At 41.5% G+C, this 17,606-nt stretch carries 11 protein-coding genes and 1 pseudogene; 4 read left to right on the top strand and 8 right to left on the bottom strand.

The genetic code is table 11. The features are described 5' to 3' along the window. Nucleotides 1-501: 501 nt before the first annotated feature. The 3 genes and pseudogenes from V7K44_RS28225 to folK form a co-directional block, all read right to left on the bottom strand. A pseudogene (locus tag V7K44_RS28225) lies at nucleotides 502-1,365 on the bottom strand (ADP-ribosylglycohydrolase family protein). A 7-nt stretch (nucleotides 1,366-1,372) separates the two neighbouring features. Continuing rightward, entirely contained in the window at nucleotides 1,373-1,921 is a 549-nt protein-coding gene (locus tag V7K44_RS28220) for an NUDIX hydrolase (RefSeq protein ID WP_334936584.1), read from the bottom strand. Nucleotides 1,922-1,989: 68 nt separating this feature from the next. After that, nucleotides 1,990-2,505, bottom strand: coding sequence for a 2-amino-4-hydroxy-6-hydroxymethyldihydropteridine diphosphokinase (folK, locus tag V7K44_RS28215; RefSeq protein WP_334936582.1), 516 nt, complete (start codon nucleotides 2,503-2,505; stop codon nucleotides 1,990-1,992). 253 nt (nucleotides 2,506-2,758) lie between these two features. Between folK and V7K44_RS28210 the strand changes: the two genes are divergently transcribed. Then, nucleotides 2,759-5,140 carry a transglycosylase domain-containing protein gene (locus V7K44_RS28210; protein WP_334936580.1) on the top strand — a complete coding sequence of 794 codons (2,382 nt, stop codon included), beginning with the start codon at nucleotides 2,759-2,761 and terminating at the stop codon, nucleotides 5,138-5,140. A gap of 379 nt (nucleotides 5,141-5,519) precedes the next feature. On the opposite strand, the gene V7K44_RS28205 is transcribed toward V7K44_RS28210, so the two are convergent. The 5 genes from V7K44_RS28205 to V7K44_RS28185 form a co-directional block, all read right to left on the bottom strand. After that, the gene (locus V7K44_RS28205; protein WP_334936578.1) at nucleotides 5,520-6,896 is read right to left on the bottom strand and encodes an MATE family efflux transporter; all 1,377 of its coding nucleotides are present in this window, start codon (nucleotides 6,894-6,896) and stop codon (nucleotides 5,520-5,522) included. Between the two features lie 195 nt (nucleotides 6,897-7,091). Further along, nucleotides 7,092-9,284 carry a lytic transglycosylase domain-containing protein gene (locus V7K44_RS28200; protein ID WP_334936576.1) on the bottom strand — a complete coding sequence of 731 codons (2,193 nt, stop codon included), beginning with the start codon at nucleotides 9,282-9,284 and terminating at the stop codon, nucleotides 7,092-7,094. Between the two features lie 599 nt (nucleotides 9,285-9,883). Continuing rightward, nucleotides 9,884-10,942, bottom strand: a complete 1,059-nt coding sequence (locus tag V7K44_RS28195; RefSeq protein ID WP_334936574.1) for a 3-deoxy-7-phosphoheptulonate synthase — start codon at nucleotides 10,940-10,942, stop codon at nucleotides 9,884-9,886. Between the two features lie 199 nt (nucleotides 10,943-11,141). Beyond that, nucleotides 11,142-12,800: an alpha-amylase family glycosyl hydrolase gene (locus V7K44_RS28190; protein ID WP_334936572.1), complete on the bottom strand. Its 1,659-nt coding sequence runs from the start codon at nucleotides 12,798-12,800 to the stop codon at nucleotides 11,142-11,144. Between the two features lie 354 nt (nucleotides 12,801-13,154). Further along, nucleotides 13,155-13,532, bottom strand: a complete 378-nt coding sequence (locus V7K44_RS28185; protein WP_334936570.1) for a DUF1823 family protein — start codon at nucleotides 13,530-13,532, stop codon at nucleotides 13,155-13,157. A 239-nt stretch (nucleotides 13,533-13,771) separates the two neighbouring features. Here V7K44_RS28185 and V7K44_RS28180 point away from each other — a divergent pair, with 239 nt between their 5' ends. The 3 genes from V7K44_RS28180 (at nucleotide 13,772) to V7K44_RS28170 (ending at nucleotide 16,890) form a co-directional block, all read left to right on the top strand. Next, entirely contained in the window at nucleotides 13,772-14,074 is a 303-nt protein-coding gene (locus tag V7K44_RS28180) for an acylphosphatase (RefSeq protein WP_334936568.1), read from the top strand. Between the two features lie 192 nt (nucleotides 14,075-14,266). Further along, on the top strand, nucleotides 14,267-15,340 hold the full coding sequence (speB, locus tag V7K44_RS28175; RefSeq protein WP_334936566.1) for an agmatinase SpeB: 1,074 nt from the start codon (nucleotides 14,267-14,269) through the stop codon (nucleotides 15,338-15,340). Nucleotides 15,341-15,738: 398 nt separating this feature from the next. Next, nucleotides 15,739-16,890: a hypothetical protein gene (locus tag V7K44_RS28170; protein ID WP_334936564.1), complete on the top strand. Its 1,152-nt coding sequence runs from the start codon at nucleotides 15,739-15,741 to the stop codon at nucleotides 16,888-16,890. Nucleotides 16,891-17,606: the final 716 nt, after the last annotated feature.

Genomic DNA, 17,606 nt, shown 5'->3' with positions numbered 1-17,606 from the left:
AATATTTATGAATTATATTGGCATACTTATTAACTAACCAACCTATAGCTATGGGCTTTCTAAATCAATCATGGAGCTTTTTTTGAAAGAACACAAGGTATAAATTGATATTTAAACTAGGCTATATAAGAAATATATGTTTATATGTAGAACAGTGTTTATCTCGATATATATCTGCAAATATAGAAGCACGGCTAGATACTAAACAAATAGCTATTTGAGTCTAAAAATAACTGATTATTTGATGATTACAACAATTTTCAAGTTTAGTAACTACGTAGATAATGAGTAATAAACTTAAAAGAGTGGTTCTAAACCAATACAGTTCAGTTAAGAAAAATTGTAGGTTGGGTGAAGCAAAGCGCAACCCAACAAAGCTATGAAAATGTTAGGTTACTCTTCTCCTGCCGGAGAAGCTACGCCAACGAGAGAGCATCTGAACTCAACTCGCTCCCAAATTAGAAAAATAAGATTACCTAGTGCTACTCAGATGTATTAGATTTAGCCGATCTTTTTACCCACCAAACTCATTAACTGCTCATCCAGTTCGATGAGGTAATCTCTACCGTAAGCTCCATTCTCTAACCCTGTGACAAGATGATTGGGAATGTCTTGAGTAATTTCTTCGCTACAAGAACCAGCAGCCAGTGCGTAGGCGTAGCCCGTCGTAGACATCGCAGCGACTGTATCTACATCCCCAGTAAAAGCGATACAATCTTGTAAAAGTTCGCTCATGCTGTCATTTCGCATCACCGCAGTAATCGCTGCTCTGACACTCATCCAGCCTTTGGACTTGACTTTACCTTCCCACGGTTTACTCCATCCAGATACATAACCTTCCAGAAACTGTCCTAATTTGCGTTTTGCTCCCAGTCGATAGATAAAATAATGCGACATTAAGGCAGCCGCAACAGCAGCATTGATCCCATCGGTTGTATTGTGGGTAATTGCCGCTTGAATTGTTGCCGCCTCAATGACTTTTTCTGGTGTGGGATAGATGCCAATGGGTGCTGCACGCATTGCTCCCCCGCTTTTGTCACTATCAGGGTTAATTTTCGTTAAAAACTCTTCCCCATCCTGAATTTCTAGTAGAAAATGGTAGAAGTTTCGAGCATAACCTTCTCTTCAATCGCGTTTAAAAGCTCTAACAAAACTATCGGCTAAAACTTCTGGCGTCCATGCTGATTGAGCGACAATCACTTCCGCAATGCCAATACTCATCTGGGTGTCGTCGGTGTAGCTGCCAGGATTGAGTCGAAAACGCGGATGTTCAACGTATCGACTCAAATCGTTGTTAGCGATCGTTTCGTCTGCATATTCAAAACCTGCACCGTAGGCATCTGCAATCGCTAACTCTAGCAGCATAAGGGTATTAAACTAAAAACGGACGCGCCAGAAAAAAGCTAGAAACTGATTTAGCATCTACCGGCTCTCCCCCCAGAATAGCTTTTTCTAACTCTTCAGGAGTCATAAACACAGTTTCGATATCTTCGTCTCCATCTTGTGGTGGTGGTGTCTCCAGCTTTTCTAAATCTCGCGCCAGAAAAGCATAGATAATTTCATCAGAATAGCCAGGAGCTAAGAAAAATTCGCCTAATTTGTCCCATTTTTGGGCACTATAGCCAGTTTCTTCAGCAATTTCACGTTGTATTGTTTCTAAAGGCTGTTCATTTACTTCTAATGTCCCCGCCGGAAATTCTAATATCCGTCCCTGAATTGCAAAACGATACTGGCGCACCAGTATAAGTTTACCTTCCGCTGTCACTGGCACAGCTAGCGCACCGCCAGGGTGACGAATACATTCCCATTCTCCTTCCGATTTATTCGGCAAACGCAAGCGATTCACTTCAAAATCAAACTTGCGTCCTTTATGAAACAGGCGTTGTCTCAGCAGTTGTGGTAATTCTCTACCTAATGGCATAGTAAAATCTGATTATCTGTGAATACAGAGGCAAAATCAGTGTTCTTCTGCTTTTAAGGATGGTAATTTTAATTGTCCATCCATAAATGTACATCAGAACAGTCTACCTCTTTCAGCAGCTCTTTAATAACACACCCGGAAACTGGTTCTATCCAATCTGGGGCAATTTCTGCCAAGGGGACTAATACAAAGGCCCGATCCCGCATTCGTGGATGGGGAATCTGGAGATTTGGTGTATCCAAAGTAATGTCATCATATAATAACAAATCCAAATCTAGGGTTCGTGGCCCCCAGCGCTCCTGACGCACGCGCCCAAATTGTTGTTCAATTCCTAACAAAATTTCTAATAACTGCTGGGGAAATATTTCTACTTGCAATGTGACGCAGCCGTTGAGGTAATCTGGCTGTGGTGGCCCGACAGCTTTGGTTTGATACCAATGGGATCTGGCTTGTAAAACAATACCTGGCGTTTGGGCTAAAGTCTCTAGAGCTGTTTCTAAAATTGTCTGGGAATCGCCAATATTACTACCAAGAGCAACGGCGCTTCGTCTTAGCTCTGCTTTGTCGTAGCCCGGTGTAGACATTATACTTTCCTGAAATAAGCCGTTTTCGGGCTATTTTTGCGGATGCTTGTCAATAGCTTTTATATTCGCAGTAGTGATTCAAATTACCGCATTTTTTACAAAACTAAATTAACCAAATTTAAAAAACATTATTTTATAGTGAATTCAGTTAATTATTTATAGGATATTATACTAACACAATGGTAGTGCTATAACCCCAAAGTTGATTGATGGTGGTTATATAATTGCTTACTACTTTGAGCGAGGAACTGACGTGGGGAAGCTTACCTCCTGGTTCAAGCGAAGACCAACTAATTTGAGTGACTCTGGACAAGGAGGAACGAATGAGAGCTTACCACCAGCATATCTGGCGCAAACGAGGCAGTTACTAAGCAAAATGAAAATTTTACCTAAGATGAGGGTCAATCGGGCAACTGGCGCTAGACCACTCTATCGCCGCTTCTGGTTTTGGGCAGGTTTAGGTGTTGGTGGTGGGATAGTTGCCTCGATCTACGGCATCAGTTTAATAGATCGGACTTTGCCAGATCAGTCCGAGTTGAATGCTGTGTTGCGAGAGCAAACACTGACCATTAAAGCTGCTGATGGCAGCATATTACAACAACAAGGTGAAGCGACCAGAGAACAGCTACAGCTAGAACAAATACCAGATAATTTAAAAAAAGCTTTCATCGCCTCAGAAGATAGAAGATTTAGGCAACACAATGGAGTCGATCCGCAAGGGATTGTCAGAGCGGGTTTGAATAATTTGCGATCGCAAGGTGTGGTAGAAGGTGGTAGCACCATCACCCAACAGCTAACGCGGATTCTCTTTTTGAAACAAGAGCAGACAATCTGGCGCAAACTCAAGGAAGTCCGCCTTGCCCAAAAAATGGAGCAAGAATTAACCAAAGATCAGATTTTAGAGCGTTACCTAAATCTGGTTTATTTGGGATCTGGAGCTTATGGTGTGGCAGATGCCGCCTGGGTATACTTTAGTAAAACGCCAGACCAACTTTCCCTCGCGGAAATGGCAACGATTGCTGGATTAGCTCCTGCTCCTAGCTTATACGCCCCAGACAAAAATCCCGAAGCGGCAAAACGGCGGCGTGACTTAGTATTGCTACGGATGCAGGAAGATAAAGTAATTACACCAGAGCAAAGGCAGGCAGCAGTTCAAGAGCCATTAACCCTCAAAAGCAGTTTACCCAAGCGAGTCCAAGTAGAATCACCCTACTTTACCAGCTACATCCAAAAAGAATTGCCCAAGTATGTTTCTCCTAATGTGCTCAAAAGTGGAGGTTTAGTAGTAGAAACCACGCTGAATCCAAGTTGGCAGAAGGTGGCAGAAGAGGCAGTTGCAAAAACATTGCGAAATCAAGGACGCTGGGAAAACTTTAAGCAAGCTGCAATGGTGGCCATAGACCCCCGCAACGGTGAAATTAAGGCAATGGTTGGGGGAAAAGACTTTGGTAAAAATCAGTTTAATCGAGTTACCCAGGCACAACGGCAGCCAGGATCGACATTTAAAGGGTTTGTATATGCGACTGCGATCGCTACTGGCAAAAGCCCCTACGATAGCTACGAGGATGCGCCCTTTGTCGTAGACGGCTATGAACCGAAAAACTATAGTGAAAACTTCCACGGTTCAATGAACATCCGAGATGCTCTCACCCGCTCTGTTAATATTGTTGCGGTGAAGACGTTGATTGATGTGGGATTTACACCCACGATTAAACTTGCCCATGATATGGGGATAAAATCTGAACTCAAGCCCACCTACTCCTTGGCTCTTGGTTCAAATGAAGTCAATCTGTTAGAGTTGACCAGCGCTTATGGCAGTTTTGCCACTCAGGGATTGCACGCAGAACCTCATGGTATTACCCGCATCCTCAACCGCCAAGGCAAAGTCATCTGGTCAGCTAATTTCAAGTCAAAGCGCGCCCTTGACGCTGACAGTGCCGCCATCATGACTTGGATGCTACGCAACGTCGTCGAAGCGGGAACTGGCGGTGCTGCCCAATTAGATAATAGAGCAGTTGCAGGCAAAACCGGCACCTCCGATGAAGCCCGCGATTTATGGTTTATTGGCTACATTCCTCAAATGGTGACAGGGGTATGGCTAGGTAACGATGACAACCGCCCCACTTATGGCAGTAGTAGCAGTGCCGCTTACACTTGGCACGAATTTATGGAAAAAGCGGTAGAGGGGATGCCTGTAGAAAAGTTTCCTAAACGACCCAAGTTAGACGGTCGCAAAGGCACTATCAAAGCCCAGTCCATCAAGCCCAAACAAGTGCTGAATCGTTCTATTGCCTCTAAAGATGATGACTCAGAAGGGGAAAGTGCGAGAAATTCTAATTCTGAGGAGAGTGGTTCATCTAGGAGACGTAGAAGCAGAAGAAGATATTCTCAAGAAGAACAGCAATCGAGCGATTATACCCCAAGACGGAGAAGACGCGGGAGCAGCGAATCAAGTTCTAGTAACTCCTCCTCAGAATCATCTACTCCACGGCGACGCTCTAGAAGAGTAGAATCTGATTCACCCCCACCTCAAAGAAGTCGGCGAGAGTCGTCTCCCGAAAATAGTTCTGGTTCTTCAGGTTCTTCATCGTCACAACCATCTTGGCGGGATAGACTTAGACCTTCTAACCAGTAATCAGAAGTGGGCATTGTTGATACTATGCACGACCACTATTTGAGGTACTCATTTTTCAGCATTCGAGTTACCTATCCCACTTACTTCTATGCTTTATTTTCCAATCGCTGTGCAACAAACCTACACGTTAGGGCAGTGGAGACAAGGGGACGGGACAAGGAAACATGAGTGATATCATGTCCGCATAATTAGTTATGATTCCCACAGTCATTGCACCCCACCCCTTAATCCCCTCCCCGCAAGCGGGGAGGGGAGACAAAGCGTAGCTTTGGCGGGGTGGGGTTCTTCGGGTTTGATAAGTAATCAAGCGGACATGATATAAGAACTTGCAATAAGTCTTTCCCCTTGTTCTCTTCCCCTTGCCCTTCTACCTTTTTAGTCAATCAGACTCAATCTCAGAAGTCAAAAGATAAAAACGCCCAGTTAAAAGCACTGCACCCATAAGTAGCCCTAGTACTAAACCCAACCATAAACCTATAGCACCCCAGCCGAAAGTGAATGCCATCACATAGCCCCCACCTAGACCGACTCCCCAGTAAGCGAACATAGTAATTAAGACTGGCACTTTGGTGTCTTTCAACCCGATTAAAGCACCAGCAGCAATAGTCTGAATAGAATAAAATATTTGGACTATTGCCCCCGCAGCCAGGAAAGAAGTTGCCGTTTTAACTATCTCGATATTATCTAGATTACTGGTGTTCAAATACATTGCCACAATATAGTTGGGAAACAGCCAAAAAATTAGTGCCACAATACTTACAAAAGGAGTAACAAGCGCAATGCAAACTAATCCTGCTCTGCTTGCACCCTTGAGATCGTTTTGTCCCCTCAACTGTCCTACTCTCATCGTGACAGCATAGGAAATACCTATAGACACTGTTTCGACAAAACTTTCTGTCTCGACGGTAATTTCATGTGCTGCTAACGTCTCTGTTCCAAACCACCCCATCAGTAAAGCAGTGGCAGTGAATACTCCAATTTCTGCTCCATACTGCAACCCCAAAAACCACCCAGTTTGGAAGATATCTATAAACATATCTTTATCGAACTGATGCAAAGCACAATCAAGCTGATAGTCTTTAAAGTAGTTATCAAAGCAAATCCAACTGGCGGCAGCGATAAAATTTAGCCAAAAAATGAGTGTGCTTCCCCAACCAATACCAGCTAAACCAAGGGCTGGTAAACCAAATTTGCCGAACATTAACACGTAATTAGCAACCGCATTTAATAATAGTCCAGCTACCGTAATTACTGTTAAGAATTGGGGGCGATTGAGGGCAGAGCTAACTTCTTTTAAGATACAAAAACCGAGGGCAGCCGGAAAAGCCCAAACAATAGCTCGCAAATATGTTTGAGCTAATAATACATTGCTTTCTTCTTGACCAGTTAACAGCAGGATATAGTCAAAGTGCCAAATGATAAACATCACAGGTAAGCACATCGTCACGGCTAACCAAATTCCTTGACCGGTAGCACGGCTCACTTGGTCTATCTTTCCTGCACCAAAAGCATTGGCGACACTCACACCCGCGGCTGAAAGAACAGAACGACAAACGGAAGCTAGGGTAGAAAAGGTAACAGCACCTAAAGCACCCGCAGCTAAAGCTTGGCTGTTAAGTAAGCCCATCATCACCCCATCCAATAAAGGAATGCCCGCTTCTAATATTTGAGTAATTACCAAAGGAACTGCTAATTGCAGGCAGGCTTGAACTTCTAATATCAGTTCTGACTTAAATTCTTTTGAAGTTAACTCCATTGGGGCGCTAAAAAAGCAATACCGAATACATTAAGATATATTAACTCAAACTATTAGCGATCGCCTCTCCAAAAATTGTGTTTAATAACACTCTTACCAGCACATGACAAAACAGATATAACTATGATACGAGTTGTGAACTTTGAATTAAAAAATTGCTTGAACTCAACACTCACAACTCATAACTTTCTCAGATTATCGCGCTGGTAGCTGTGGGTGTGTGGTAGAGTACTTTGTCACTATGCCAGAAATCTCAGGGTTGTAAAGCCTTAGATAATTCCAGTAGTTGCCAAATACTTGCCGCACATAGTTTTTAGTTTCATCAAAAGGAATTTGTTCAACAAACTCATCTGGATCTTTTGTAGTTAAAGTTTGCAACCATTTGGAGACATTGCCGGGGCCAGCATTGTAACTAGCGATCGCCAGCAAGGAGTTATTGTTATATTGATCGTGGGTATGACCCAAATACCATGTACCCAGCATGATGTTATCATTGGGATTTTCTAAGTTTATTGTTTTGAAATCCACCTTGATTTGTGGCGCGATCCATTTAGCAGTACTCGGCAACAGCTGCATTAAACCAGTAGCATCAGCGGTAGATTTGATTTTTGGTTCAAACCGTGACTCTTGACGCATTAGAGCAGTTACTAGCAGAGGATTAAGTTTACGGTCAATAGACCACTTTTCAATCTCCCGGACATAGGGAAATGGATAACGGGCTTGCCAGTAGGTAATCTGTTTACTCAAAGTCTGATATTGGGCAAGTTCGGCTGGGATTTCTCGGTCTTCCAATTTAGAAATTTCATCAATTCCGATGAGATTTTCTCCTTTAGCCTGCCGCATCAACCCTTCAGTAAATTGCTCTGCTACTGTTGGCTGAATTTTGTTCTGAAATTCTGTTTGCCATTGTAACCAGGCATCGCGGTCTTGACCCAACAGATACAATTCTTTGAAAGTTTCAGAACCAGCAGGCGGTAATGAACGCTGGGGTGCGATGACTTCCGGGTTCATGACGCGCACGTTGTCAAAGTTGCCGACATTTAGCCCCAACATTGTCGCGGCTCGCCATGCATAGTAAGAGTAAGGAAACTGGCTAATCACATATTCATAAGCAGTTTTAGATTCTTGTTGTTTCCCCAAAGAAGCTGCCCATTTACCTACCCAAAAGCCTGCTCTTGGAGCCAAAATACTATTGGGGTTATTAGTGACAATTGGTTCTGCCCATTGCCAAGCACCGACGTAATCTTTGGCATTGGCTTTATCTTGGGCAATTTTCCAACGGTACTCTGCGGCTTCGTCAGAGTTACCGTATTTAGCTATGAGTAATTGCCACGCTGCGCTAGCTGACTTTTGATCCTTGAGAGTTTGGATTTTGGCTTTTTGTGCCAGTGCAGTACCAGCTTGTTTGGGAAATTTACTAATTACCTGGTCAAGATAGGGTAAGCCGTCTTTAGGTGTTTTTGCGGTTTCTGCTAACCGCAGTAGTGCCGTCCCAGCTTCCTCACTATTGGGAAATTGCTGCACTAATTGTTTATAGGTAGCGATCGCTTTTTCTTTATCTTTGCCTCCCACCTGTAACCCTCGTGCAGTACGGTAGAGGTTGCGCGATGTTTTGGGCGCTTTGGCATAAGCATTCGCCGCTTTCGGAAATTGACTATTTTCCCAATAGCTAGTACCAATGAGTTCCCAATCTTCGGGTTTGAGGGTAGTCTGTTTTACTAGCTGATCCAAAACGCCCACTATACCTGGTTGATCGTAGGCATACTTAGCCAAAATTAACTGTAATTCTGGCTGATTGGGATTTTCTTGCAAGCGTTTGCGGATAATTTCCCAAGTTAGAGGATTGGAAGGAAATTGAGCGATCGCAGTTTCTTGTTGCTTTGGTTGAGCAATCAGATATAACGCTTTCACACTGGCCGCTTCTTTGGGATACTGTTTCAGCACCCTTTGCCTGAGATCCGAGGCTTTGCCATCCTCGCCCAGCATATCCTCTGCCTGGGCTTGTTTGAGCAAAATGTAAGGCGCGAGGATGGGATAGTCTTTCTCTAGTCCTTGGAGTAAAACCAGAGCTTTTTGCCCTTGGGTTCTTTCAATGTAATCACTCGCCAAAAGATAACGAGCGCGATTTCGGTCTGGCGATCGCGATTCTTGAGCGATCGTTGCTAGTTTTGCCGCCCGTTCTGGCAGTGATTGCGATATCAGCCCAAAGACGGCTGATTGGGCAACACTACCGTCCGATCTTTGCTCTGCTTGGTTCTGACTCAGTTTGAGCCATTTCCCCAGAGACTTGCCAATCTCAGGTGCTGATACCATTGCCCCAGTCAAAAAGGCAAAGAGTGCTGCACCCGCAATTATCGAAATTTGCTTTTTCTGTAGTTTCTTCAGCATGAATACCCGCTGAAAAGTTTCGGTGAATTTCTTGAAACTTTAACACTCCTAACCATCAGTGTTACCAATTTTTAATTTTAGATTTTTAATTTTATGTAGAAAAATACTAATTTTCAATCTTTCAGTTGGTATTATTGAGTTATTAGCACATATTAGATACTATTACATGTATCTTGGGTATATCTTAAAATACGGCAGGAGGTATCTCTTCTGTTGGAAATTCGACTTCTACTGATTGGATACCACTCGAACTCCCGTACCCTGTGTAAGCTCACACAACATTGCAAATCTTAAACTTTTCTCTCGATAGATTAAATTCTTCGCCACCACTTGGGCGTTTTTTCCAGATCATTTAGTTTTGTAGGGTGCGTTACGCTCACGCGATAACACACCGTCAGAGATTTTCGGTACGTTAGGACTAAAGCCTATAACGCACCCTACAAAATTAAAGCAAAGCTAATGTAGAGCAGATTTTTCAATTTGTGTGTACACCGTAGCCCAAACAGGGAGAGTAATGGAAGCGGGGTTTATTAGTATACTTTAAGAATTGACAAACATCCTCTAAATCCCGCATTGATTGTATTCTGACTTTTGACTTCTCATTTAAGTTTTTCGTGAGCAGCCAAAATAATTTTTTCAGTTTCTTCCCAGCTAATACATTTGTCGGTTACAGAAACACCATATTTTAATTCTTCTTGTTTACCAGTAATTGGTTGACTACCTTCATACAAATGCGATTCCAGCATCATGCCAACAATTGATGTATTACCATCCACTATTTGCTGAATAACATTTTCTAAAACAGCACCTTGTAATTTGTAATCTTTATTGGTATTGCCGTGGCTACAGTCGATCACAATTCTTGGTGGTAAATTTGCCTGTTTTAATTTCTCTTCTACCAGTTTGACATTTGCTGGATCGAAGTTGGGTTGACTACCACCCCTTAAAATTACGTGACCGTAGCCATTACCTTTAGTTTGAAAGACGCTGACCTGTCCGTTTTGATTAATTCCCAGAAAATTATGCGGGTTCCTAGCAGATTGTAGGGCATTCAAAGCTACTTGAATATTGCCGTCAGTACCGTTTTTAAAACCTACAGGCATCGAAAGCCCACTTGCCATTTCGCGGTGAGTTTGTGATTCGGTTGTGCGTGCGCCGATGGCAGACCATGTAATCAGTTCACTGATGTATTGAGGGATGATTGGGTCTAGTGCTTCTGTGCCAGCAGGTAATCCCAACTCTGTAATTTTTAATAGTAGCTCTCGCGCAATTAATAGACCTTTCTCTACATGGAAAGAATCATCCATATCTGGATCGTTAATTAACCCTTTCCAGCCTACGGTTGTTCTGGGTTTTTCAAAATACACTCGCATAATTACTAGCAAGTTATCCTCGACTCGCTCGGACAATATTTTCAATCTCTCAGAATATTCGAGGGCTGCTTTTGGGTCGTGGATTGAGCATGGGCCAACTACTATAAATTTTCTGCGATCCTTAAAATCAAGTATATCTTCTATTTCCTGTCTATATGCTAAAACTCTTTGTTCGGCTAATTGTGTTAAAGGTAACTTTGACTTTACTTCATTGGGGGTTAATAAAATGCGATCGTTCTCAATGTTAGCGTTGTCGATATTACTATTAAATAATTTGTTGTGCATGGGGATGCTTTGGCAATTCTATAGACGCACTTCAACTCAAAAGTGTAACACAAACCTATGAAATTTTAAAATAGCTTATTTTCTGCTTGACAAATTTCTAATTAAACTGTACCTAAACTAAGATAATAACTGAAAAGGGGAAAAGATGTTTCCCCTTTTCTTTGCTATTAGACTACTGATTGAGTGGTAGTGTATATAATTACTGCCATACAAACACTTTCGCTTCATATGGTCCCAAGTCTGTGATGATCCCATCATCACCAGATTCGACATCATAATTACCTGTCCACTCGTGCCATGTACCAGCGCTAGGAAAGTTAGGAACATGATAGCCAGCTAGAAAATCTCCTGAGAAATTTGCTATTACAACTACACGAGAACCTTCATCATTCCAACGAGTATAAGCTAATACTTTTGCTTCAGGATTTTCGTGGATAAAATCGATATTTTCTGTGTAGAGAGCATGATTGCTTTTACGCAGGTTGGTTAAGCCTTTGTATGAATCAAATAAACTACGATTTAGATCGTTACCTAAGAGCATCCAATCGATTTTGGATGATTCAGGTTGTTTAGGTTTATACTCGCCAAATTCTTCTCCCATCCAAATCAAAGGCACACCTACAGCAGTCATTAGGATGGCTACTCCTAATTTGACCCGCCGAAATGCTTCTTCGTCAAAAATCTCACGGTTCCCCAGTTCAACCATCACATGATTATGGTCGTGGTTGGTGAGATAATTTACTACATTGGTAGCACCCAAAAAGCCTTGGCGCTTGCAGTCAATCACATCTTTAAGACGCTCCAAATCAAATGTATCACCGCAAATATGTTCGAGAATGCAGTGATAAAAACTATCATGCCAGCAACCATCCATTGGCCCATCTACATTGGTAATGCTGGTAGTTTCAGGAATGTGTTCGGCAACGTTGTAAAAAGGCTTCATGCTAGCAGTTTTTTTGGCTTCCTGAACAATCCAGTGCATGAAATCGTAGTTAGCAATTTGCCGCGCCGCATCATAGCGAATACCATCAAGATGATATTCTGATATCCAAAAACGGATTGCCTCACCAGTAAATTTCCAGGCTGGCTTAATATCTAATTTTTCGTCATAATGTTCGTAATTAAACTCAGGCCCCCAGTTATTATCAGGGTCACGAGGATCGTGATGATACCAGTAATCGTGGTCAATTTGTGTTAATGGAGCAGATGCTTCTGAGTGGTTATAAATACCGTCAAGAATTACACGAATACCTTTAGCGTGACACTCATCAATCAAATTTTTTAACTCAGCAGTCGAACCATAACTTGATTCTGTTGCAAAGAAGTGGCGCGGATTATAGCCCCAACTATAATCACCAGGATATTCTTTAAGTGGCATCAACTCAATAGCGTTGATTCCCAGTTCACACAAATAGTCTAACTTTTCAATGACGTGTTTGTACTTACCTCGTGCATAAGGATCGTCCTCGCCACCAGAAAAGTCACCGACGTGCAATTCATAAATTACTAATTCGTGGTCAGCAGGTAAAGGTTTATCATCATGTTGCCAAACATAAGTATCGGTAATCTTTTGACCATCTTTGACTCGGATAACACCATCGTCTTTTCCACTTTGTTCATCTATGTCAGTTGCACAAGGATCTGTAACATCAACCCATTGTTCTGGCTCAAAAAACCATGAATTTGATTGAACGCGGAATTTATATTTATAAACGCCGTCTTCTAGTTCAACACTTGTACGAAAATAACCATCATCACCTTTTTCCATTGGAATCTCTTGCCAATCAGAAAAAGAACCAATTAATGCGGCTCCTTTGTTGTAAGGTGCAAATAAATTAAATTCAATTGGCTTTGCCATAGAAGTATTTGTAATATCAAGGTTCGATAGAAATATTCTCTTATGCTGAATTGAATTTGCAAATAGCTCTAGAGAAATAATTAGAACGTGAGTGCTTCTATCTTCAGGAATAATTTATATATTGTTGATAAAACTTAACTGAATTTTTTTGATTTTTGGCTGTTTATAGTATTTATTTGTTGACTAACATACGGATTTACTATCTTGTAAACATTGTCTAGAAAACTAATGTTTTTTAACCTATTGCATACAAATGCATAAAAATATTAAACAAAGTAAAAATTTTAATCATGTTCAAATACAGTATTTATCTGGTAAAAATAGGATGCTTTTTACCAAATATATGCTACAAAGTTAATCTTTTTTGCTATTAGCTTGTTGTAGATAACTTAATAACCAATTCGCCGCTGTCGCTCTGCGAGTTTGTCGAGGCCCAAACTCCCCAATTTTGTAACCTTTGAAACCCAGTTTTTCTTTTAGCATTTGTTTATTTTCAGCCGGAATGGAACGAGTCAGCTTGACAGTTGCGGGACGAGATTCAATGAAATCTGGTGGTTGTGGGTAATCATTATGCCATTCTGATGCAACTTGGCTAACGTCCCATTGCGCAATTGAGGAGTCATAGCGATAGCCTAAATAATGCCATAGCAACTGGTTGACTGTGGCATCATCAAGTTTATCGTCAAGAATCGCCCAAATTGTTTCTGTATTAAGTGGTGGCAGGTTAGACATAAACAATTCAAAATTCCAAGTGGAAAAACTGACTACTGATTAAATTACAGCAGTTTTCAGGTATTTAGACTAGGACTTCAATGAAGAGTAGGGTAGTTCAATTACTTGAAAAGTTCGGGAAATATACAAAAACTAGTAGGTATTAAGAAAGGCTGGGATTAATTTGGCGAGTTGCAGTTAAAAACAGATTGTGTATACACAAACTAGGTAGACTGGAATCGTAAAGATTAGACCAGTCTATGCAGAATTCTACAGCACTGCCAAAGATTATCCGCGCCCATGTATTCATTTCTGGCCGAGTCCAAGGAGTGGGCTATCGCTATTCCACTGTCGATACAGCTAGGCAATTGGGATTAACCGGTTGGGTGCGGAATCTCCCCGATAATCGAGTAGAGGCAGTTTTTGAAGGGGCACGAGAGGTTGTAGATAACATGGTTCGTTGGTGTCACTCTGGGCCACCTGCTGCTGTAGTTAAAAATGTTGTGGTTGAGTATGAAGTACCAGAAGGGTTGCGGGGATTTGAAGTTAAGCGGGTTGAGTAGGGAGTTAACAAAGGCATAGGAAAGAGAAACTATCCCTTGTACCCTATAAACTATGCTGAAGTGACTTGTATACTCGTGGGTTTTTCCTGTTCATCTTTTGAAGCAGTTTACCGCCTGTGAAAAATTTTGATTACAATGCAGATGTCAACTAGGCGGCGTGCTGTCTATCCACGTAAATCCAGAAGATACTCAATGAGTAATCAATTAAAAGACTACAATCCCAGCGGCGTAGGTGAAATAAATGGCAACCTCTTAGGTTTGCCCTGCGATTATCAGTCTGCAAACTTGATTGTCTTTGGTGTACCGTGGGAAGTCACTGTTTCCTATGGTGCTGGCACTGCTAATGGCCCACAGCGAATTCTAGATGCTTCGACTCAATTAGATTTGTTCGATTTTGATAACCCTGATGGTTGGAAGCAGGGAATTTTTATGGAAGAAATTCCCCAAGATATTTTAGAGAAGAACACATACTACCGCGCCTTGGCAGCAAAAATTATCGAACGATTAGCCCAAGGTAAACAACTCTCCGATACACCAGATTTAACATCTGTGCTGACAGAAATTAATCAGGCTGGTCAGCAGGTTAATCAATGGCTGTTTGAAAATTGTCAGGCAGCAATTAATAATGGTAAGCGAGTTGCAGTCATTGGTGGAGATCACAGTTCGCCTTTAGGTTATTTCCAAGCATTAGCAGCTAAATACCCAAACTATGGCATTTTGCACATTGATGCCCACGCAGATTTACGCGATGCTTATGAGGGATTTGAGTTTTCCCATGCGTCGATTATGTTTAATGCGATGAAAATACCGCAAATTTCTAAATTAGTGCAGGTAGGTTTGCGTGATATTAGTCATGATGAAGTGCAAATGATTGACCAATCTGATAGTCGCATTATTGCTTATTACGATCCGGCTATTAAGCAAAAGCTTTACTCTGGGATAACTTGGATTGATTTATGCCGAGAAATGATCGGTCATTTACCTGAGTATGTTTATATTAGCTTTGATGTCGATGGTTTAGATCCAAAACTCTGTCCGAGTACGGGTACTCCTGTTCCAGGTGGGTTGGAATTAGAGCAAACTTTTTGTCTGTTCCGAGAATTGGTCAATAGTGGAAGAAAAATTATTGGCTTTGATATCTGCGAAGTCGGTGATGCAGAGTGGGATGGTAATGTTGGAGCGCGGGTAGTTTACAAGTTGGCAAATTTGATGGATTTATCAAACAGAATTCAGGAGTCAGGAGTCATATCATGTCCGCATAATTAGTTATGCTAACCACAGTCATTACACCCCACCCCCAACCCCTCCCCGCAAGCGGGGAGGGGAGACAAAGCGTAGCTTTGGCGGGGTGGGGTTCTTTCTTCTTTTTGATTTATGCAAGAGGTCTATTCACGTAACGTCTATGAAAGACAAGATTTAGTGGTTTTCAACCAGTGGCGGGTCTGTAGCAAGATCCCCCAGGGTATCCACCACTGATTGTTCTGACCCCTGAATTCTTCTTCAACCAGAATTTCTATAAGGAACAAACAATCAGTACATCAGCGTCTGTCTCTATATCTGTTTCAGAATATAGAGACTCAACTAATTCCAGATAGTGAAGTTCTGGAATTATATACTTTACTGTCTATTAGTAGCTGAATACTATTTATTTGTTCTATTTTACTATGAAAATCATGCGAAAGAACTACTTTAACACCAATCAAGGGCGAATTTTCACTGCTTTGATTTTGACTGGAATTTTATCTGTTGCTAGCGGCTTAACACTTGTCAAAGGTGCGACGGGTGCTTCTGCGAACTTCTCTCTAGAAGCAAGCAATGAAGTTCTCAAGGACAATATTAAACCAAATCGCTTGCCACGTCCAGTAGTTAATGCGGTACTGCGAGATTTAGCCCGCAGGCAGGGAATTTTTACTAAACAACTGCAAATTATTGACTACAATCAGCAGACTTGGCGCAATGGTTGCTTGGAACTACCTCAAGCTGATGAAATCTGCACCCAAGCGTTAATTCCTGGTTGGCGGGTTGTGGTATCTAATGGCAAAGAAAACTGGGTTTATCATACCAATAACAATGGGCGATCGCTACGTTTAGCTTTGACAAATACTCCCTCAGAAAATCTGCCAGATAAATTACCTGGATCTGTAAAAAATGCTGTTCTACAAGCCGCATCCAGACGTTTGCAACAGCCAATTTATCAGTTAACCATTATTGAGGCTCAATGGCAAACTTGGAGTAATGGCTGTTTGAATTTACCACGTCCTGATGAAAACTGTACCGAGGCTATGGAAGGCGGCTGGCGGGTGCGGGTGGTTGTCGGTGGAGTTGGCCAAACCTTGGTTTATCATACTAATCAAACAGGTTCTGCACTCAGGCTGAATGAAAAGGCTAACGAAACTACGCTGGGCCCTGTACAAATTCCAGCTAGCGAGTTACCACCACCGTTAGATCGAGATATAGTATTTCGCCAAATCTCCAGCGGGGGTTTTGCTGGCAGAACCTATGAGACTGTTTTACTCAAAGATGGGCGACTGATTCGCGTGCGGATTGGTGATGCTAATGATTCTGAACGTAGTGTTCGCCGTGTTTCTGTACAACAGGTGCAAGAATTTGTGCGATCGCTAAAACGTTCTCAGTTTAGTCAATTTCGGAATTTGAGTTACCCAGCCCCCAGTGGTGCTGCTGATTATATCACCTACACTCTCACCAGCCAAGAAGGTACGGTTCAGTACAACGATATTTCTCAAAATAATCTGCCAAAGAATTTACAGACAGCAGTCAAAGCCTGGAATCAAATTGTAGCCAGCGCGCAATCATAAACTTCATTGATGGAATAGAAGAATAAGAGAGTGGTGGGAACCTAGCTACAGACTCGCTACTCTCTTATAAAGTGATGGGTTTTAAATTTCCCAGAAGCTGGCGATCGCGAAACTAATGAAAGGTGTTTACGGCAATATTTGGTTGAAATACCTATCTAATTCGCCGTTTTGTAAATACCACATAGGATTAAAATTAAACATGAAGGCAACTGCTAAGTAGAAGCTGCTCAAACAGCAATATTATATTAAATTGTCAATCATCCAAAAGAAGTACATTAAAAATATTAATCAAGCTTATTTAGTTTAAATTGATGAGTAAGCAAGTTTGTAGTAAAAACTAAAGTGCTTATTACAAAACCTCTTGTACTAGCTTAGACATTGTACTAGTACAGCACGACGTAAATCTAGCTACTATCTCAATTAACTAGATAAGTTGGTCTGAACAACTTGTTAAAGGTAGGCAAACTTCCGCCACAGCGAACTAATTGTTTTTGCTCAACTATACTCGATTGATGTGAAAAAATAGCACACTTAATCAAGTAATATAGATTTGGTAAAAAATTGAGTAGTAATAACTTCTATAAACTTTTAAAAAATAGGACTGTATATTAATCAAAAATTTGAAAAAATTGTTAAAAAATTACTATTTATGCTGAATTATAATTATGATTACTGAGTTATTAGCTATCAGTATAATTATAGCGTCATCTAGCAAA

The organism is Nostoc sp. (assembly GCF_036917235.1).
Classification (GTDB): Bacteria; Cyanobacteriota; Cyanobacteriia; order Cyanobacteriales; family Nostocaceae; genus Nostoc.
The sequence above is the reverse complement of the archived record's forward strand: the minus strand, read 5'-3'. Positions and strand labels throughout refer to the sequence as shown.

What these genes read in the sequence shown, in the direction of transcription:
- V7K44_RS28170 (WP_334936564.1), top strand. Translation starts at nt 15,739, where the DNA reads ATGAAAATCATGCGAAAGAACTACTTTAACACCAATCAAGGGCGAATT.
- V7K44_RS28195 (WP_334936574.1), bottom strand. Translation starts at nt 10,942, where the DNA reads ATGCACAACAAATTATTTAATAGTAATATCGACAACGCTAACATTGAG.
- V7K44_RS28200 (WP_334936576.1), bottom strand. Translation starts at nt 9,284, where the DNA reads ATGCTGAAGAAACTACAGAAAAAGCAAATTTCGATAATTGCGGGTGCA.
- V7K44_RS28190 (WP_334936572.1), bottom strand. Translation starts at nt 12,800, where the DNA reads ATGGCAAAGCCAATTGAATTTAATTTATTTGCACCTTACAACAAAGGA.
- V7K44_RS28205 (WP_334936578.1), bottom strand. Translation starts at nt 6,896, where the DNA reads ATGGAGTTAACTTCAAAAGAATTTAAGTCAGAACTGATATTAGAAGTT.
- speB (WP_334936566.1), top strand. Translation starts at nt 14,267, where the DNA reads ATGAGTAATCAATTAAAAGACTACAATCCCAGCGGCGTAGGTGAAATA.
- V7K44_RS28185 (WP_334936570.1), bottom strand. Translation starts at nt 13,532, where the DNA reads ATGTCTAACCTGCCACCACTTAATACAGAAACAATTTGGGCGATTCTT.
- V7K44_RS28220 (WP_334936584.1), bottom strand. Translation starts at nt 1,921, where the DNA reads ATGCCATTAGGTAGAGAATTACCACAACTGCTGAGACAACGCCTGTTT.
- V7K44_RS28180 (WP_334936568.1), top strand. Translation starts at nt 13,772, where the DNA reads ATGCAGAATTCTACAGCACTGCCAAAGATTATCCGCGCCCATGTATTC.
- folK (WP_334936582.1), bottom strand. Translation starts at nt 2,505, where the DNA reads ATGTCTACACCGGGCTACGACAAAGCAGAGCTAAGACGAAGCGCCGTT.